Origin of the sequence: Microvirga sp. 2MCAF38 (genome assembly GCF_052115485.1) — a bacterium.
GTDB lineage: Bacteria > Pseudomonadota > Alphaproteobacteria > Rhizobiales > Beijerinckiaceae > Microvirga.
The window spans coordinates 1-14,777 of record NZ_JBFRGU010000007.1; the positions used below are offsets into that span (position 1 = coordinate 1).

The 14,777-nt window shown below is 59.7% G+C and carries 18 protein-coding genes, 1 tRNA gene and 2 pseudogenes; 10 read left to right on the forward strand and 11 right to left on the reverse strand.

What is annotated here, in order from left to right; translation table 11 throughout:
- Nucleotides 1-145: DUF3309 family protein (locus AB4072_RS15120; RefSeq protein WP_441969479.1), on the reverse strand; the 145-nt coding region annotated here is incomplete at its 3' end.
- A gap of 222 nt (nucleotides 146-367) precedes the next feature.
- Between AB4072_RS15120 and AB4072_RS15125 the strand changes: the two genes are divergently transcribed.
- The 3 genes from AB4072_RS15125 to AB4072_RS15135 are packed head-to-tail and all read left to right on the forward strand — an operon-like array spanning nucleotide 368 to nucleotide 2,513.
- The gene (locus tag AB4072_RS15125) at nucleotides 368-862 is read left to right on the forward strand and encodes a YciE/YciF ferroxidase family protein (RefSeq protein ID WP_441969227.1); all 495 of its coding nucleotides are present in this window, start codon (nucleotides 368-370) and stop codon (nucleotides 860-862) included.
- Nucleotides 863-910: 48 nt separating this feature from the next.
- A complete protein-coding gene (locus AB4072_RS15130; protein WP_441969229.1) occupies nucleotides 911-1,891 on the forward strand; it encodes an SDR family oxidoreductase in 981 nt (326 codons plus the stop codon).
- 10 nt (nucleotides 1,892-1,901) lie between these two features.
- Nucleotides 1,902-2,513, forward strand: a complete 612-nt coding sequence (locus AB4072_RS15135) for a cysteine hydrolase family protein (RefSeq protein WP_441969231.1) — start codon at nucleotides 1,902-1,904, stop codon at nucleotides 2,511-2,513.
- 183 nt (nucleotides 2,514-2,696) lie between these two features.
- Here the strand turns inward: AB4072_RS15135 and AB4072_RS15140 are convergent.
- The 4 genes and pseudogenes from AB4072_RS15140 to mnmA all read right to left on the reverse strand — a co-directional run.
- A pseudogene (locus tag AB4072_RS15140) lies at nucleotides 2,697-2,891 on the reverse strand (CsbD family protein); the annotation flags it as partial.
- A gap of 90 nt (nucleotides 2,892-2,981) precedes the next feature.
- Nucleotides 2,982-3,058, reverse strand: a tRNA-Met gene (locus tag AB4072_RS15145).
- A 189-nt stretch (nucleotides 3,059-3,247) separates the two neighbouring features.
- Nucleotides 3,248-3,889, reverse strand: a complete 642-nt coding sequence (locus AB4072_RS15150; RefSeq protein ID WP_441969233.1) for a class I SAM-dependent methyltransferase — start codon at nucleotides 3,887-3,889, stop codon at nucleotides 3,248-3,250.
- Nucleotides 3,890-3,914: 25 nt separating this feature from the next.
- Entirely contained in the window at nucleotides 3,915-5,069 is a 1,155-nt protein-coding gene (gene mnmA, locus AB4072_RS15155; protein ID WP_441969234.1) for a tRNA 2-thiouridine(34) synthase MnmA, read from the reverse strand.
- Nucleotides 5,070-5,236: 167 nt separating this feature from the next.
- On the opposite strand from mnmA, the gene AB4072_RS15160 reads away from it, so the two are divergent.
- Nucleotides 5,237-5,464: a hypothetical protein gene (locus AB4072_RS15160; protein ID WP_441969236.1), complete on the forward strand. Its 228-nt coding sequence runs from the start codon at nucleotides 5,237-5,239 to the stop codon at nucleotides 5,462-5,464.
- 70 nt (nucleotides 5,465-5,534) lie between these two features.
- On the opposite strand, the gene AB4072_RS15165 is transcribed toward AB4072_RS15160, so the two are convergent.
- Nucleotides 5,535-6,356, reverse strand: coding sequence for a DMT family transporter (locus tag AB4072_RS15165; RefSeq protein WP_441969238.1), 822 nt, complete (start codon nucleotides 6,354-6,356; stop codon nucleotides 5,535-5,537).
- A 253-nt stretch (nucleotides 6,357-6,609) separates the two neighbouring features.
- Here AB4072_RS15165 and sciP point away from each other — a divergent pair, with 253 nt between their 5' ends.
- Together sciP and AB4072_RS15175 are read left to right on the forward strand one after the other, a co-directional pair.
- Entirely contained in the window at nucleotides 6,610-6,885 is a 276-nt protein-coding gene (gene sciP / locus AB4072_RS15170) for a CtrA inhibitor SciP (RefSeq protein ID WP_009763782.1), read from the forward strand.
- Between the two features lie 265 nt (nucleotides 6,886-7,150).
- Nucleotides 7,151-7,342 (forward strand): annotated as a pseudogene (locus AB4072_RS15175) (helix-turn-helix domain-containing protein); the annotation flags it as partial.
- A gap of 12 nt (nucleotides 7,343-7,354) precedes the next feature.
- Here the strand turns inward: AB4072_RS15175 and AB4072_RS15180 are convergent.
- Both AB4072_RS15180 and AB4072_RS15185 read right to left on the reverse strand, forming a co-directional pair.
- A complete protein-coding gene (locus tag AB4072_RS15180) occupies nucleotides 7,355-8,182 on the reverse strand; it encodes a class I SAM-dependent methyltransferase (protein ID WP_441969240.1) in 828 nt (275 codons plus the stop codon).
- A gap of 7 nt (nucleotides 8,183-8,189) precedes the next feature.
- Nucleotides 8,190-9,194, reverse strand: a complete 1,005-nt coding sequence (locus tag AB4072_RS15185) for a lysylphosphatidylglycerol synthase domain-containing protein (RefSeq protein WP_441969242.1) — start codon at nucleotides 9,192-9,194, stop codon at nucleotides 8,190-8,192.
- A 178-nt stretch (nucleotides 9,195-9,372) separates the two neighbouring features.
- On the opposite strand from AB4072_RS15185, the gene AB4072_RS15190 reads away from it, so the two are divergent.
- Nucleotides 9,373-10,023: a GNAT family N-acetyltransferase gene (locus AB4072_RS15190; RefSeq protein ID WP_441969244.1), complete on the forward strand. Its 651-nt coding sequence runs from the start codon at nucleotides 9,373-9,375 to the stop codon at nucleotides 10,021-10,023.
- Nucleotides 10,024-10,048: 25 nt separating this feature from the next.
- Here the strand turns inward: AB4072_RS15190 and fliJ are convergent, their stop codons facing one another.
- Nucleotides 10,049-10,465 carry a flagellar export protein FliJ gene (gene fliJ / locus AB4072_RS15195; protein WP_441969246.1) on the reverse strand — a complete coding sequence of 139 codons (417 nt, stop codon included), beginning with the start codon at nucleotides 10,463-10,465 and terminating at the stop codon, nucleotides 10,049-10,051.
- 613 nt (nucleotides 10,466-11,078) lie between these two features.
- On the opposite strand from fliJ, the gene ctrA reads away from it, so the two are divergent.
- Nucleotides 11,079-11,777, forward strand: a complete 699-nt coding sequence (gene ctrA / locus AB4072_RS15200) for a response regulator transcription factor CtrA (protein WP_441969248.1) — start codon at nucleotides 11,079-11,081, stop codon at nucleotides 11,775-11,777.
- A 77-nt stretch (nucleotides 11,778-11,854) separates the two neighbouring features.
- Entirely contained in the window at nucleotides 11,855-12,292 is a 438-nt protein-coding gene (locus tag AB4072_RS15205; RefSeq protein WP_441969250.1) for an EamA family transporter, read from the forward strand.
- Between the two features lie 2 nt (nucleotides 12,293-12,294).
- Here the strand turns inward: AB4072_RS15205 and AB4072_RS15210 are convergent, their stop codons facing one another.
- Complete coding sequence (locus AB4072_RS15210) at nucleotides 12,295-13,134, reverse strand: EamA family transporter (protein WP_441969252.1); 840 nt, start codon at nucleotides 13,132-13,134, stop codon at nucleotides 12,295-12,297.
- Nucleotides 13,135-13,232: 98 nt separating this feature from the next.
- On the opposite strand from AB4072_RS15210, the gene AB4072_RS15215 reads away from it, so the two are divergent.
- A complete protein-coding gene (locus AB4072_RS15215) occupies nucleotides 13,233-14,120 on the forward strand; it encodes a LysR substrate-binding domain-containing protein (RefSeq protein WP_441969254.1) in 888 nt (295 codons plus the stop codon).
- Here the strand turns inward: AB4072_RS15215 and chpT are convergent.
- Nucleotides 14,110-14,751 carry a histidine phosphotransferase ChpT gene (chpT, locus tag AB4072_RS15220; RefSeq protein WP_441969256.1) on the reverse strand — a complete coding sequence of 214 codons (642 nt, stop codon included), beginning with the start codon at nucleotides 14,749-14,751 and terminating at the stop codon, nucleotides 14,110-14,112. The genes AB4072_RS15215 and chpT overlap by 11 nt on opposite strands.
- Between the last annotated feature and the right edge of the window lie 26 nt (nucleotides 14,752-14,777).

A 14,777-nucleotide genomic window follows, 5' to 3' on the forward strand; every position in this document is an offset into this window, starting at 1 on the left:
GGCCCATCAGGAACAACACAAGAAGAACGATGAGGACTATCCCAAGAATGCCGCTCGGCCCATAGCCCCAGTCACGGCTGTAGGACCATCGCGGAACCGCTCCGATCAGCAGAAGGATCACGATGATGAGGAGAAGAGTGCTCATGCGAGTCCCTTATACCCACCCATGGCGAGAATATAAACTTCGAAGGTAATTCAGCCTTTAAGTAAGCTTATAACGCGAACCTCTCGGAAAGAAAGAAATTCGCGCTCATCCGATTCATCGTCCGATCCGTCAGCTTTTTGAATGCTCCGGTTCCAAATCATTCGGATCAAGTTCGCCACTTCCGAGTTTGACGTTCGTCAGCTTCAACCCAGGAGACGTGTGATGCCCAGCGAAAAGAATCTTGACGATCTGTTTCTGCATACCCTCAAGGACATGTACTTTGCCGAAAAGCAGATCCTGAAAGCACTGCCGAAGATGGAAAAGGCTACGGCAACGGACGAGCTAAAAAAGGCATTTGCGCATCACCGCCAGCAAACCGAGACACAGATCGATCGGCTTGACCGAGTCTTCGAAATCATTGGGGCGCGGGCTCAAGGTGTTACTTGCGAAGCGATCAAAGGAATTATCGAGGAGGGTGAGGACGTCATGGGCAAGTTCGAAGATAGCACCGCTCTCGATGCCGCCCTTGTCGCGGCGGCCCAAGCTGTCGAACACTATGAAATCTCGCGCTATGGCACGCTGCGCACGTGGGCCGAGCAACTTGGCTTAGAGGATGCGGCGAAGCTTCTCGATCAGAATCTGGCCGAGGAACGGGAAACGGACAAACTTTTATCGAAGATGGCGAAGGCGAGCGTCAACCAGCGCGCGGCGGCATAACCACTCGCTCCCCGCCCCTTGGGGCTCTCGAGGCCGGAGGATAAACACATGACCGAATTGTCGACCGACTTTCGTCAGGAGGCCGAAGGGGCGGCCCGGAAACATCGCGAGATCCAGACCAAGGTCGACTCCGCGAACTCTTCGGGGAGCGGTCAGACAAAAGCCGTCCAGGCCGGCGCGCGAACTTATCCCGCACCTCCCTTTGCCAAGCAGCACCTTGAGAAACCGGGGCGCGAGAAGGACCTCGACCCGGCCCCCATGTACGATGCTCCTTTTTACAAGGGCTCAGACAAGCTACTGGGGCAGGTCGCCATCATTACAGGCGGAGATTCCGGCATCGGTCGGTCAGTCGCTGTCCTTTTCGCGCGCGAAGGCGCCGACGTAGTGATCATCTATCTCACCGAACACGACGATGCCTCAACCACCAAACAAGCCGTGGAACGCGAAGGTCGGCGTTGTCTTCTTCTGTCCGGAGATGTCTCCAATCCTGCCTTCTGCAATCATAGTGTCGAGCGGACGCTGGAAGAGTTCGGTCGGCTCGACATCCTCGTGAACAATTCCGCATTTCAGCTTCACAACCACCGCCTCGAGGATCTGACCGAGGAACATTTCGATCTCACCATCAAGACGAACCTTTACGGCTATTTTCATATGGCCAAGGCAGTGGTTCCTCACATGCGTCAAGGAAGTGTCATCATCAACACCGGATCGGTGACGGGATTATTCGGCAGCAAGACTCTCCTCGATTATTCGACGACAAAAGGTGGGATCCATGCCTTCACGCGGTCGCTGGCGGCGCAGCTTCTTGAGCGTGGCATCCGCGTCAATGCCGTCGCGCCCGGCCCGGTCTGGACACCGCTGAATCCTGCCGACAAGCTCCCCGACGACCTCGCGGATTTCGGAAGCGACACTCCCATGAAACGGCCGGCCCAACCTGAAGAAATTGCTCCGGCGTTCGTATTCCTCGCTTCGTCGCATTGTTCGAGTTACATCACGGGGGAGATCCTGCCGATTGTCGGAGGCTATTGATGCTCATAAAATGAACGACAGATTGACCCGGCCAATCGGCAAGAACAGCGTTCACCTTTGTGTCGATATGCAACGACTATTTGCGCCTGGAGGTCCCTGGGCGACGCCCTCGATCGATCCGATCATTCCCGTCGTCATCCGGATAACCGAGCAATGTCCGGCACGTACGATCTTCACACGTTTCATCCCGCCGAGGGATCCGGAAAACATGCCCGGCATGTGGCAGAGATTCTTTGTAAAATGGCAAGGACTGACGCGCAGGTATATCGACAGCCAAATGTTGGAACTACTTCATCCGCTTTCCCGCTTCGCGCCACCGGCAGCAATATTCGACAAGTCCGTCTATTCAGCATTCGGCAACGTCCGGCTTCTCGCCTACCTTCGCCATCGTGCTGTGAGCACGTTGATCATAACAGGAGCCGAGACGGACGTTTGCGTTCTGGCAACGGTGCTCGCTGCGGTCGACTATGGGTATCGGGTTATCCTCGTCTCCGACGGCTTATGCAGCTCGTCCACCGAGACGCATGATGCTCTCTTATCGGTTTATCGCAGCCGTTTCAGCGAGCAAATCGAGACAGCACCCTCGGAGGAGGTCATCGATGCCTGGAGCATTGACCATTGAACTCTTGTCGACCGAAGATGCCCGGGAGGCAAACTTCCTAATGCCAGGGCGGTCCGATGAACCAGGTAAGGGAAAAGGTCCGAAGTGCCTTGAGCGAGGTTCGCAACCTTGTGCTCGGAGCCGAAATCCTTCTCGGGTTCCAATATCAGGCAACCTTCTCCACGCTGAACCGATCGGCTGCGGTTACCAGGTCTGCTGTCGGTACCACGCGTCCGCATCATGGCGGATGCGGTCCCTCGCTAACCCATAGCGCTCTTGGATCTTTCCTTCCAACTGGTCACGCTGTCCATTGATGACGTCGAGGTCGTCGTCCGTGAGCCTCCCCGATTGTTCCTTGACCTTGCCTCGTACCTGCTTCCAATTTCCTTGAACGCGGTTCCGCCCATCTGCTCCTGCTCGTTGAGGTCACGAGCTCAAACGCGTGTCCGCAAGCAAGGCTAAGTCTTTGATAAGGGCGGGTAAAATTAATGGTAGCGGAGGAGAGATTTGAACTCCCGACACAAGGATTATGATTCCTCTGCTCTGACCAACTGAGCTACTCCGCCCCAGGACCGGGAGTCACCCCGCGTCAGGCAGGGGCGGTATAGGGAAAATTGGCGGTCGGTGTCAAGAAGGCAGTGCCTCTTCTGGATGATCCCGATAGTGAGAACGCGCATTTGGTTTCGGCCGGCCAGAGCGAAGCTTTACCTCTCCGCCTGGAGAGAACGTACCGGGACGCTGACGATCTCGCGCGCTCAAGCCTTCTTGCGGATTCTCATGAGCTTGAAGAAGCCGGCGGGGAAGAGGGAGCGGAGTTCCACCACTTCCATGCGCCCGGTGGTGCGTGCCCAGGCTTCAACTCTCTCTGACTTGAAGGCAGAACTCCAGCCGATGGCTTTGGCGAGAGGAGAAATCAGTTCCTCCAAAACCGCGACAGGGCCGGATGGCTGGCCGAAATGATTGGCGAGCACGATTTCGCCGCCGGGCTTCAGAACGCGCGCAAATTCGGACAGGGCGGTATCGAGATCAGGAACCAGTGTAATGATGAACTGCGCGGTGACCGCATCGAACATTTCATCGGGAAAGCTCAGGCGGGTCACATCCATGACCTGCAGGCTCTTCACATGGGTGAGGCCCTGCTTTTCGACCTTCTCCTTGGCCCGTTGCAACATGTCCGCCGACAGGTCGACCCCGTAAACCTCGGCATTCTTCGGGTAATAGCCGAGGGACAAGCCTGTGCCGACACCGGCCTCGAGCACGCGCGGACCGCAAGCCACAGTGGCCTCCACCGCGGCGCGAGCCGCCGGCTCGGTCAATTTGTCGTAGACGACATCATAGATGGGAGCCCAACGCGCATAAGCTTTTTGCATCAGGGCCGTGGTCGGTCCATCCGTCATGGAAATCCTTCGAAGTCAGATAGCTTCAAGCTGCGGCGGGTGTAGCCTCGGCCTGAGAGCGTGCGATTGTGCCGCCCCCGAGCACGCGGGCTCGAGGATTATCGCTCTCATAGATGACACAAGCTTGACCGGGTGACACCCCATCCTCGGCCGAAAACAATTCGACCGTCGTGCCCTCAGGTGTGGAGCGCAGGAGCGCGGGGCGCGGATCGCGGGTGGAGCGCACCCGCACGGCGACTTCCATCCCCGCGTCTCCGATAGCCTCCAGCGGCGCGTCGCCGAGCCAGTTGATGTCGGTAATGCGGATCTGACGGGTAGCGAGCGCCTCCTTCGGTCCGACGACGACGCGAGCGGACCCCGCATCGAGCCGAACGACATAGAGCGGCTCGCCGACGGAAAGGCCGAGGCCCCGCCTCTGCCCCACCGTGTAGTGGATGATTCCCTCGTGGTGGCCGAGCACCCGCCCGTCCACATGGACGATCTCGCCCCCCTGCGCCGCACCCGGCTTCAAGCGCTCGATGATGTCGCTGTAGCGGCCATGGGTGACGAAGCAGATATCCTGGCTGTCGGCCTTGTCGGCGACATTCAGGCCGAATTCGCGTGCAAGCGCCCGGGTATCGTCCTTGGGTAGCTCGCCCAAAGGGAACCGCAGCAGGCTCAGCTGCTCGGGAGTCGTGGCGTAGAGAAAATAGCTCTGGTCCCGATCTGGATCGGCGGCACGGTGGAGCGCACGGCGGCCATCGGGCAGATGGCGGCTTGCCACGTAATGGCCCGTCGCCAGAATGTCGGCGCCCAGATCCTTGGCGGTTTCCAACAGATCACGGAACTTGATCGAGCGATTGCACTCGACGCACGGAATCGGCGTTTCCCCGTTGAGATAGCTCTGGGTGAAGCGGTCGATCACGGCCTCGCGGAAGCGGGCCTCGTAATCGAGCACGTAATGAGGAATGCCGATCGCCTCGGCGACTCGGCGGGCATCGTAGATGTCCTGGCCGGCGCAGCAAGCACCCTTGCGGTGCGCGGCCTCCCCCTGATCGTAGAGCTGTAGCGTGATGCCCAGCACATCATAGCCCTCCCGCTTGAGGAGGGCCGCGACGACAGAGGAATCCACGCCGCCGGACATGGCGACGACAACCCGTGTCTGCGACGGGTTCTTGGGAAGATCGAGCGAATTGAGCATCATTCCATCCAGAGGCGACGTTCAAGGCGGCGCACAGGAGGGGCCAAAATCTGATTAACAGCCCTCTTTATAGCGATTGCCGCTGCAATGTTCCAGACATGCTGGAGCCCGGCTCAAAAGGGGCTAGAATATCAGGCCGCCCATGCCGGGCTCTCTGGGGATGAAGAATGAACTCCGACGAGATCGATGAACTGGTGGCGGCAAGAGAGAAACTGGTGAAGCGGCGGCGTGAGGTCGCCCGGGAGGTTGCGGCCGCGCCCCTCCCCTCGGTCGAAATGGCGGATGAATTGACACGGGTTCTCCAAGCGATCGAAGCGCTGGACCGCGTCCTCACCGACGCCGGACGGCCCTATATGAGCGAGAGCATGGCCGGCGGAGCGCCCCCTTCGGGTTGACGAACTTCACCGGCTTTGCTTCCAGGCCGATCCGACCCGGAGCTGCCATTCGATAGCCGCGAGCGCGGTCCTATTTGGCTGCTTTCTTGGCGACCAACAACGCGATGCCACCAAGAACGGCGGCCGAACTGACGAACAAACGCAACGTCAGCGCCTCACCGAGCAAAATTATGCCGCCGATCGCAGTGATCACCGGAACACTCAATTGCACGGTGGCCGCGATCGTCGCCTTCAGGTCCTTCAAAGCGGCATACCAGATGACGTAGCCAACGCCGGAAGTGATTGCCCCAGAAAGCACAGCATACCCTAGTCCAGCCGCCTCGAACGAGAGTTCTGCGTGAAAAAGCAGGCCGAGTGCTGCCGCAAACGGCACGGCTCGCAAGAAATTCCCGGCCGTCGTTTCTGTTGCGTCGGCCGAACTCTTCCCGCGCAATGAGTAGATTCCCCACGCGGCACCTGCACCCAGCATCAAAAGAGAGGATAATAGCGGCGGCGCCGAGATTCCGGGCAAAACCAAGCCGACCAAACCGCCGACGGCCAACAACAGTCCAGCCCATTGCAGGGCGTGCAGGCGCTCCCCTGTCCAAAGACCATATCCAATCATCGTCGCCTGCACCGCACCAAAGAGCAGCAATGCGCCGGTTCCCGCCGGAAGCTGGATGTATGCGAAAGAAAACGCAGATGCGTACACAACGAGTGCGAGCGCCGAGTACCAGTTGCCTGCGATACCTTGCGGACGACTGCGCACTCGCAGAATCAGCCAGAGTGCGAGAGCGGCGGACACGACCCGCACCAACGTGAACGTTGCAGCGTCGACACCGGTATTTTTCAGCGCCAGCCGGCAAAGGAGTGAATTTCCCGCAAAAGCGAACATTGCGAGCGTGGTGAGCAAGGCGGTTCGCGTTTGTTGCATGGGCGGCGGAGCAAGCCAAGTTTAAGAGAGCCCATAGTATGACTGCGCCTCAGGCGCTGGCAAATGTGAACCCAAGACGGCCCCGGCGAAAGGGGGCAGTTTAGAGCGTATTAACCAATGCGGCGAAATCGGGGCACGTTTGTGAAGGTGTTCCAGGCGTTTAGGAAAACATTAAGCGGCATCGCTTAGCTTACAGATCAACGAGGTCGTTGAATTTTTGTGTGAGCGTATCATGACCGAACCCCACCGCCCGAGGGTCAAGTATGTCATCGGGCCCGATGGAAGTCCGCTGACGATTGCTGATCTTCCCCCGTCTTCCACCCGTCGCTGGGTTATCCGCCGCAAGGCCGAGGTTGTCGCCGCCGTTCGCGGGGGGCTCCTGAGCCTGGAGGAGGCCTGCCAGCGCTATACTCTGACCACGGAAGAATTCCTGAGCTGGCAGATGTCCATCGACCAGCATGGGCTTGCGGGCTTGCGTACGACGCGCATCCAGCAATACCGCCAATAACCGTCCCTTCCCGGACCTCGATTTTGAAGGCGTCGCCCGACAAGGCGACGCCTTTCGCTTTTAGGGCGAAGTTTCGAGCCGCCATTAAGAGATTTCTAACCATGTTCAGGCAAATCTTGGTCGACATCCCGTCGAGACAGGCATGGCCGTGGACGCAGTTTCAATCCAATCGAATCCGTACCATCAACACCTTCCCATGCCCGCGCCCGACGCGCGCATCCCGGATCTCTTCGACTTCGCCGAGCCGGTACGACCAAGTCCGGATCTGATCGGCCAGACCATCGCCGATGTGGAACGTCACCTGATCTTGATGACGTTGGAACACTGCCTCGGCAACCGCACTCACGCCGCGAAAATTCTCGGCATCTCGGTGCGCACCCTGCGTAACAAGCTCAACGAATACATGGAGGCGGGCATCTCCGTTCCGCAGCCGAGCCGAGCGCATTTCGTCGGCTGAAACGCCGAGCCGTCAGCGCTTCTTCAGCCAGAGGCTCGTCTCAACCGCGCCTTGCGACAAGGGCAGTCGCGACAGCACACCCTGCTTGAGCGCGGGATGCTGGCCGCGCGCGAGGAAGTGGCTGGCAAAACAAAGCTCGTAGCCTTCACCCTGCAAGAGCGCGCCGACGAGGAGCTGCTCGTTGTAAGAACGCCAGTTCCACGCGGCCGGGTAAGCATCCGGCAGAGCGATATCGTGGATGTGGACAAAAACACCGCTGGCAAGACGCGGCAGAACATCGAGAAAAAGCCGGTCCACATCGGTTCCCGGCATGGCTATGTGGCTGGAATCGATGAACAGGATATCGTCTGATTCAAGCGTCGAGAAAACCGTCGGATCGGCATCCCTCAGAAGATGGGGAATATGCTGCACCTTCAGCTTCGCGAGCGAGGCACGGGGTGCCGGATCGATACACGTGATGGCCGTGGATAAGGCCCCATCCGCAACGGCCTGAGCCATGAAACGTGTCGAATGCCCCGAGCCGACCTCGACGATCCGGCGTGGCTTGATCTCGCGTACGAAAGTATAGGCGGCGGCGCCATCGAGGCGTGGGAACCAATCCTGATCGAACCGGGCCTGCGTTTTTCCTGCCGCGATGCGTTCAAGGTCCGCCGCATGGCGGTCAATCGCCCGCAGGAGATCCTGAAACCGCGGCATCGCCGCCTCGAAGAGCGGGCGCAGGGCGGGATAATCCGCCTCTTCCACGCTGTCGGCATATCGGTAGGGAATGAAGAAGCCGCGAGCCTTGAGCCCGAGCAGCGTGGAGAAGCCGAACCGGAGTCTTCGCCAGAAAATCCGCATCGGCAGCCTAGATCAGCGGCAGCGTCGGCGGCACCGGCCCCTGGCCCGAGCCGTCGCGCTTTTTCCAGGCCTGAGTGAGACGCGAGCGCTCGAAGATGAGGATCACGACCAGAGAGAGGGCGAAAGGGATGAGAAGATAGAACAGGCGGAACACGATGAGCGCCGCCAGGATATCAGGCTTTGGAATATCCGGCATGGCCGCGATGAAGACGAACTCGAAGACGCCAAGGCCACCCGGCGCATGGCTGACGAGGGCCGCCGAGAACGAGGCGAGAAAGACCGCGAGCACGACGAGAAAACTCGGCTCCAAATGGGCCGGCATAATGAAATAAATGATGCCGGCGGCGCCCAGGAGTTCGAGGGGAGCCGCAATCAGCTGTCGCACCATGATGGCCGGGCGCGGATATTCGAGTTTCGCGTTGCGGATCACCACTGGCGGCAGGTGCAGAATGGAACCGATCACATAAAGCGCAACAAGGCCGAGAAGGACGCAGCCGACAAGACGCGCGGTGAGCGGGTTGGTCAGGGCCGAAGGCAACTCACCTTCCAGCCGGTGCAGGAGGCTCGGATCGATGGTCAAAGTGAGACCGCCAAGGAGGATCGTGCCGAGCCCGAAGGTGAAGGAGCAGAGTGCGACGAGCACCGCGATCTGGGCCGCGCTGAGGCCCTTCGATGAATAGGCGCGATAACGCACCAGCGCCCCGGAAAACACCGATGCGCCGATATTGTGCGAGAGCGCATAAGTCGTGAAGGATGTCACGGAGACGAAGAGCCAGGAAATATGGCGTACGCCCAGATGAAGCAGGGCGATCCGGTCGTACCAGGCCAAGGCGGCATAAGCGACGAGGGTCGACAGGCCCGCCATCACAAAGCGGTGGGCCGGAACGGCTGTCAGGCTTCCCCAGATATCGTCGAGGGAGATGCCGCGAAGCTCTTTATAGAGAAGCCATCCGGAAACAACGACCGCCACAAGCCCGATGAGAGGCCACATAAACTCACGCACATTTTTCATCGATGCGGCCAGGCTGCTCCCCGTTTCTCCTTCTGTGCCTTACAACCCATTGCTCCGCAAGGGGGGCGGACGCGACACAAGGCCCGGTAGCGGTCTGCTCGCCAAGGGCCATTGCCCTTCTCGGGCGCTCGTGACATCTCGGTGGGAAACAACTTCTCGCCGGTACAATGGTGGCCCGATGGCAAAATCACCCGCTCATCTGAATCTCGACGGCTATACGGATCTACCACCGGGCAAGGTCGCGTCCATCGTCACTTATCTCGAGATGCGCGAGCGCCCGCGCCTTTCGCGCCTCCCGAAGCCCAAGGGTCTCTCCCTCGTTCGCATCAAGGGAGACGTGGAGCGCTATCGGGCCCTGTTCAATCGCATTGGCGCGCCGTGGCTCTGGTTCGGCCGTGCCGTGATTCCAGATGAGGAACTCCTCGCGATCCTGACGGACCCGAAGATCGAGGCCTATGTTCTGACGGATGGCACGACGGACCTCGGCCTGCTCGAACTCGATTTTCGGCCAAAAGCCGAAGCGGAGCTCGCCTATTTCGGCCTCGTGCCGGAAGCCATCGGGCAGGGAGCGGGCCGCTATATGATGAACGAGGCCATCCGGCGCGCCTATACGAAGGACATCAAGCGGTTCTTCGTGCACACCTGCACGCTGGATTCCCCAAGCGCCCTGCCCTTCTACATTCGCTCCGGTTTCACCCCTTATAAGCGCGCGGTCGAAATCGCGGACGATCCGCGTCTCAGCGGCTTTCTTCCTCTCGAGGTGGGTCCCCTCGTCCCGATCATCGGGAAGCCGAAAACAAAAAAGGCGCGCCCGGCGGCGCGCCTTTGAAACTGCAATCGGAAGGAACGATCGCCTAAGCCGTGGCGCGCATGGCGCGCGGCTGGCTGGCATGGCCGATCATGGACGGATCGCGAACCGCGTCGACGACCCTATCCACAGACCGCTCGCGGTCCTCGAGGCTTTCGGCCTTCTTCAATTCCTCGAACGCCTCGCCCAGTTCGGCCTTGGCGTCATCAAGCTGCGTATGAAGATTTTGCGCCGACTGGCGCAAGTTGTCCCGGCGCTGGGCGGCTGCGCGAGCATAGGTCGGATAGGCAAAGTGAGCCGGATCGGAGATCCCAGCCTTTTGCTCTTCTGACGCGATCTCTCGGTCCAGGTCCGCCGCCATGCGGTCGAATTCGGCAATCATCATCTCGATCTGAGCGACACGCCGACGCTTTTCGTCGACCTGAAAGCGCTTAAGGCGGATGAGCGTATCCCGCGGCTTCATCTTATTCGTACTCCACACGTCGCTGCTTGAGAGACCGATCTCACCAAGGCATTGATCGGACTCTCATTTCGATGCCGCATGATCCCTTAGGGAAAACCGGCTCCCTTTTCCGGACCATGCTCTCACGAGCCTGTGGGTCGCTCAGTTACCCACCGGATCGTGAGCCACCATCGCTGATGGAAGTTGACTCTTTCTTACCGTCCGGGGCTGGCGACGCTGAAAATTTTCCGCGTCGTTTCATTCCCGAAGCTGCTGACTTGTCCACAAGCCGGACCCGATAACCATTCGTTTACCGCTTTCGTTAACATTGTACCGGTCACGGAGAAGGCTTGAGGGAAAGCCGGTCCGTGAAAGGGCGAAAGCCTTGTTGGGGAAAGGTTTCCCGGCATTTAGGAGTGAATGGAATGGCACTCTGCGAATCGGCTCGCGGAAGCTTTCAACAACAAGGAGACGAACTTTGTTCGTTAAGCGCTTGCGTGCGCGAATCAGTGTTTGTTAACCATTCTCAATTAGCGTAGCGAATCAGTTCCAAAGGGCTCTCGTCACTGGCCCGGTGGCGAGGCGGCAATCTTGGTGAATCCAAGGCCCAAGGGCTAAAGGCTGGGGAATAAAAATGCGCGTACTTCTTGTCGAAGACGACAGCGCAACGGCGCAAAGCATCGAGTTGATGCTTAAATCCGAGAACTTCAACATCTATGCGACGGATCTCGGAGAAGAGGGCATCGACCTCGGCAAACTCTACGATTACGACATCATCCTGCTCGATCTGAACCTGCCTGACATGTCGGGATATGAGGTTCTTCGCGGCTTGCGTGTCGCCAAGGTAAAGACGCCGATCCTGATCCTCTCCGGCATGGCCGGCATCGAGGATAAGGTGAAGGGTCTTGGCTTCGGAGCGGACGATTATCTGACGAAGCCGTTCCATAAGGACGAACTCGTCGCCCGCATCCACGCCATCGTGCGTCGCTCGAAGGGCCACGCGCAATCGGTCATCACCACCGGCGACCTGATCGTGAACCTCGACACCAAGACGGTCGAAGTCAGCGGCGCTCGCGTCCATCTGACGGGCAAGGAATACCAGATGCTGGAGCTGCTCTCGCTCCGCAAGGGTACGACCCTGACGAAGGAGATGTTCCTCAATCATCTCTACGGCGGCATGGACGAGCCGGAATTGAAGATCATCGACGTGTTCATCTGCAAGCTCCGCAAGAAGCTCGCCAATGCGTCGGAAGGCAAGAACTACATCGAAACCGTCTGGGGCCGCGGCTATGTGCTGCGCGAGCCGACCGAGGCGGATCAGCGCGTCGCCTGAGCGGCGATGCGGTGCTAGAATACGAAGCCCGGCCTCTGCGCCGGGCTTTTTCTTTTCGCGATGGCAGGAGAACCGACATGCGATCCGCTTTTCTCTCGTGGCAGTTCTGGGCGCTGTCCTCAGCAGCGTTCGCGGCACTGACGGCGATCTTCGCCAAGGTCGGCGTGGAGCAGATCAACTCCGATTTCGCGACGCTCATTCGCACCGCCATCATTCTCCTGGTACTCGGCGCGATATTGACCGCCAGTGGCCAGTGGCAACCGCTCTCCTCGATCTCGGGTCGATCCTACGTCTTCCTCACTCTCTCGGGTCTCGCCACCGGCGCGTCCTGGCTTTGTTATTTCCGCGCGCTCAAGATCGGTGATGCCGCCCGCGTTGCGCCCATCGACAAATTGAGCGTGGTTCTCGTCGCTATCTTCGCCGTGATTTTCTTAGGAGAACGCCTGTCGGTTCCGAATTGGATCGGCATCGCGTTCATCGCAACTGGCGCCGTGCTCGTTGCCTACAAGGCCTAGCGTTACACTCGCATCGAGACGATGCCGAGCGCGATGAGACCGGCGGCCGCGATACGGCTCGCACCGATACGCTCCTTGAGGAAGAAGGTCGCGATCATCATGGCGAAGAGCACGCTGGTTTCGCGCAACGCCGCAACGAGAGCGATAGGCGCCTGCGTGAAGGCCCAGATCACCACCCAATACGACGCCAGCGACAACGCCCCGGCGAAGAACCCACTGCGCCAGGCGGGCGCCAGGGCGGTGAAGGCACGCGGCCCGCGTGTGACGAAAACGATTGCACAAGTGAAGAGCCCATCGAGAATCGTGGCAGCAAGAATGTAACCGGAGGGCGAGCCCGAGATGCGCGCACCGAGCCCATCGACGAGCGTGTAGGACGCCGTGCACAGAGCCGTGCCGATGGCATAGACGAACGCTTTCGGTGGCATGCGACCCGATGCCCCGCCTCGCAAAGACATGAGACATACGCCGAGCCCGATGAGGACGATGGCAAACGTCTTCAGGAACGTCGTCCCCTCACCCAGGATCAGAATGCTGATGATGGCGACGATGAGAGGCGCGGTTCCCCGTGCCAGCGGATAGACCTGCGAGAGGTCGCCATGCTGATAGGCCCGCATGAGAAAGAGTTTGTAGACGGTGTGAATCGCCGCCGATGCCAAAATCCAAAGCCACGCGGAATAACCCGGCAGCGGAAAGAAGGGCAGCAGTGCAAGCGCCAGGACAATTTGCGAAAGCACCAGCAGCAAAAGGGTCGAGGTGCGGTCGAGGCCGACCTTGATGACCGCGTTCCACCCCGCATGCATCAGCGCCGCCATGAGAACGGCGACGAACACGAATAAACTCACCAAAGCCCCCGAAAGATTGCCAACTATGTGCCCTTGTGTCACTTCGCAGGCGGGCTGATAATCGAGATGTCCTGACAAATGATGTGCTATTTTCTCACATGGCCCGACGCCGCCTGCCTTCCCTGAACGCCCTCGCCGCCTTCGAGGCCTCCGGCCGCCTCGGCCGCATGACTTTGGCCGCCGATGAGTTGGCCGTGACGCACGGGGCCATCTCGCGGCATGTCCGCCATCTTGAAGAGGTTCTGGGGATCCGCCTTTTCGAGGGACCGAAGAATGCCCTTCGTCTGACGGAAAGCGGGCAGACCTTGCTCGCGCATCTCACGGAGGGCTTCGATCGCATCGAAGCCGGTGTACGCGCTGTGGTGGACGAGGAGGAAGGTGCGCTCGATGTCTCCTGCACGGGCACCTTCAGCATGCGCTGGCTGATCCCGCGCCTCCATCGCTTTCAAGCCGCGCATCCCGCCATCGAGGTGCGTTTGTCAGCTTCCTACGCGCCCATTGATTTCGCGCGCGAGCGATACGAGGTGGCGATCCGCCTCGCGGAGCATCCACTGCCCAAGGACGCCATCATCACCGAATTGTTGAAGGAGCACTTCGGCCCGGTGCTTTCAGCCGACCTCGCAAAAAGGCTCCATCTAAAACGCGTTGACGATCTGAAACGCGCGCCCCTCCTTCACACGATCACGCGGCCCGATGCCTGGGTGGATTGGGCGGCAAGAATCGGCTGGAAGAACACTGATCTGCGTGGCACCGACTACGAGCATTTCTACTACATGCTAGAAGCGGCGACGGGCGGTCTGGGAGCCTGCATCGCTCCGTGGCCCATGGTTATCGACGACATCCGCGCCGGCCGGCTGGTAGCCCCGTTCGGTTTCGTTTTGAGCGAACATGCCTATGTTGCGGCGCGTCGACCGCGCCGCAATCGGAAGGCTCAGGTCTTTTGCGAGTGGCTTCAGCAGGAAGCCGAGAACACGCCTACGCCGTGACGGCGCGAATCGTGACCTCATCGCCCTCGGCGCTCAACGCCACCTTCATACCGGAGGCCCGGGCGATCATGCCTGCATAATAGGTCTGGATGCCATGAGCATCGACCGTTCCGCTTTCCGTGTCTCCGGCAAGAAGCCCTTCGGCGTGCGGTGGAATGCGAGAGTTCAGCCCCTTCGACTTTAGAGTAAACTCGCAACGCTCGGCATCGCCCGTGACGGCCACGGCAATCGAACCGCCGCGCGGAATGGAGCCCACCGCCACCATGATCAGATTGAGGATAAGCTTGACCCGGTTCTTCGGGAAAAGCAGGCGCGGCGAAGTCCAGGAAAACGAGATCTTGTCATCCTGGAACATGCCGCGCGCGACCTGTTCCGCATCGCCGAGATCGATGGAAGCCCCTGCAGAGCCCGCCGCACCAAAAGCCAACCGTGCGAACTGGAGGCGAGCCGAAGCCTGCTTCGCGCTCTTGCTGATCAATTCCAGCGCGAAATCGCGCATGGAGGCATCGTTGTCATCCTCCAAGACTTCAAGCCCGTTCACGATTGCCCCGACGGGCGAGATCACGTCATGGCAAACGCGCGAACAGAGAAGGGCGGCGAGATCGAGCGAGTCGAGATTGATCGTGGCCATCGGGGCTCCAGGAGGCCGGCTTGCGG

Bases quoted from the DNA above. Each gene is read 5' to 3' on its own strand.
- AB4072_RS15180 (WP_441969240.1), bottom strand. From the start codon at position 8,182: ATGCGGATTTTCTGGCGAAGACTCCGGTTCGGCTTCTCCACGCTGCTC.
- AB4072_RS15130 (WP_441969229.1), top strand. From the start codon at position 911: ATGACCGAATTGTCGACCGACTTTCGTCAGGAGGCCGAAGGGGCGGCC.
- AB4072_RS15135 (WP_441969231.1), top strand. From the start codon at position 1,902: ATGAACGACAGATTGACCCGGCCAATCGGCAAGAACAGCGTTCACCTT.
- AB4072_RS15150 (WP_441969233.1), bottom strand. From the start codon at position 3,889: ATGACGGATGGACCGACCACGGCCCTGATGCAAAAAGCTTATGCGCGT.
- sciP (WP_009763782.1), top strand. From the start codon at position 6,610: ATGACCGAACCCCACCGCCCGAGGGTCAAGTATGTCATCGGGCCCGAT.
- AB4072_RS15215 (WP_441969254.1), top strand. From the start codon at position 13,233: ATGGCCCGACGCCGCCTGCCTTCCCTGAACGCCCTCGCCGCCTTCGAG.
- AB4072_RS15125 (WP_441969227.1), top strand. From the start codon at position 368: ATGCCCAGCGAAAAGAATCTTGACGATCTGTTTCTGCATACCCTCAAG.
- ctrA (WP_441969248.1), top strand. From the start codon at position 11,079: ATGCGCGTACTTCTTGTCGAAGACGACAGCGCAACGGCGCAAAGCATC.
- chpT (WP_441969256.1), bottom strand. From the start codon at position 14,751: ATGGCCACGATCAATCTCGACTCGCTCGATCTCGCCGCCCTTCTCTGT.
- AB4072_RS15190 (WP_441969244.1), top strand. From the start codon at position 9,373: ATGGCAAAATCACCCGCTCATCTGAATCTCGACGGCTATACGGATCTA.
- AB4072_RS15185 (WP_441969242.1), bottom strand. From the start codon at position 9,194: ATGAAAAATGTGCGTGAGTTTATGTGGCCTCTCATCGGGCTTGTGGCG.
- AB4072_RS15205 (WP_441969250.1), top strand. From the start codon at position 11,855: ATGCGATCCGCTTTTCTCTCGTGGCAGTTCTGGGCGCTGTCCTCAGCA.
- AB4072_RS15160 (WP_441969236.1), top strand. From the start codon at position 5,237: ATGAACTCCGACGAGATCGATGAACTGGTGGCGGCAAGAGAGAAACTG.
- fliJ (WP_441969246.1), bottom strand. From the start codon at position 10,465: ATGAAGCCGCGGGATACGCTCATCCGCCTTAAGCGCTTTCAGGTCGAC.
- mnmA (WP_441969234.1), bottom strand. From the start codon at position 5,069: ATGCTCAATTCGCTCGATCTTCCCAAGAACCCGTCGCAGACACGGGTT.